The following is a 1,284-nucleotide window of genomic DNA, read 5'->3' on the forward strand; positions in this document are numbered from 1 at the left end:
TTCAAAGAATTGCGAAAACCCATTATGACAATGAGTGACGAATAAGGTACCACCTCCTTCTTGAAATTTTCTATAGACCAACCGACACACATAACTATTTTTTTTCCTGGAAAATACTTTCTTATACCAGTTTTTCAGGCAATCAGCGGCTTTAACCTTCAGCTCATCGACGCCTTTGAGACGCACCAATAGGTGATGATGTTTATCGGGTTTCATAATGGGGTTCGACACTGGTTCCAGCCACCCCAATTCCATGGCTTCAAGGACAAAGCGGATAACCGAAGGCTGGGTTAAGTCAATTTCTTGCAGTATGAACACCATTGCAATCAGCCACTGGTAAGCAGCTTTTAAATGCTTTGAGAGACAAACAGAGGCTAGCGCTTCAGCAGGCATTCTGTCATTACCTGTATGAAATGACGCACTCGAAAGGCGGTTGCTTAACGTATTGTTGGTCCGATGCTACCATCAGGTCTGAAGTTGAACTCACTGACAGCTATGGCGCTCATGATCCATCCTCAGTGGAGCAGCTGTATGCCATGATGTCTTCAATTGATAGTTCTTGCTGGTTTCAGGAATGTGGTCATGATGCTTTTTTAAGACAGGCACTCTACGCCGATAACGCTCTGGTGCTCAAGTCCGATGAACTGACAAAAATTGCCGAAGAGTTTTGCAACAGCGTGAATTTGAATTCGCTTTTTGAGTCATTGGATACCTGATCATTGTCTGGTCACGATAAGTTTTTCGTGACCGGTGATTTCCATCGATGGTCACGGCTAATTATCAAAACTGAACTTCCATCCTATTTTAAGGTCAAACGCCTAAACAACTTCAATGCAGTAATGCTGACAGCAGTAAAAAAGGAGATTGACTATGGATGGTCAGATTGGCAGAGCAACAAACAAATACATTCTCGGCAGTGAGGTGCCTGGTGCTGAGGTACCAGATTGTGGCGTGCATGATAGTAGCCTGCCAACCAGGACAGCAAAGCTGAAGCTATCGTCAAAAAAGGTAAAAATCTGCCATGAGACCACCGCCAAACGGACTATATCATCACATCCGATTACGTCGCCTGAGAAAGCGAGAACCGTATCCTCAACGGATTCCTCGTTACCCAGAGCCTCTCATTCCTTCGATTTTCGTTTTGTCACCAGCGATGATGAGGTTCGACAGCTTTTAGCAGCCCGGACCGGCGACGAGAATCGCGATGTCACACTTATCTCCCATCCCGATGAGCTCTCACAGGCTAATCTGGTGAGCCGGCTGAGCATTGCTGACGATGGTCAC

Annotated in this window: 3 protein-coding genes; 2 read left to right on the plus strand and 1 reads right to left on the minus strand. The window is 45.7% G+C overall.

The window, feature by feature from the left end:
* Positions 1–393, minus strand: a 393-nt coding sequence (locus tag KDK19_RS05015) for a hypothetical protein (RefSeq protein WP_257291472.1), incomplete at its 3' end; no start/stop codon positions are given.
* A 20-nt stretch (positions 394–413) separates the two neighbouring features.
* Here KDK19_RS05015 and KDK19_RS05020 point away from each other — a divergent pair.
* Positions 414–716, plus strand: coding sequence for a hypothetical protein (locus KDK19_RS05020; protein WP_257291473.1), 303 nt, complete (start codon positions 414–416; stop codon positions 714–716).
* A gap of 154 nt (positions 717–870) precedes the next feature.
* Positions 871–1,284 (plus strand): hypothetical protein (locus KDK19_RS05025; RefSeq protein ID WP_257291474.1); only part of this gene is annotated, 414 nt, incomplete at its 3' end.

The organism is Endozoicomonas sp. ONNA1 (assembly GCF_024606325.1).
Lineage (GTDB): Bacteria > Pseudomonadota > Gammaproteobacteria > Pseudomonadales > Endozoicomonadaceae > Endozoicomonas_A.

Excerpts from the sequence above, each read along its gene's own strand:
- KDK19_RS05020 (WP_257291473.1), top strand. The coding sequence starts at position 414 with ATGACGCACTCGAAAGGCGGTTGCTTAACGTATTGTTGGTCCGATGCT.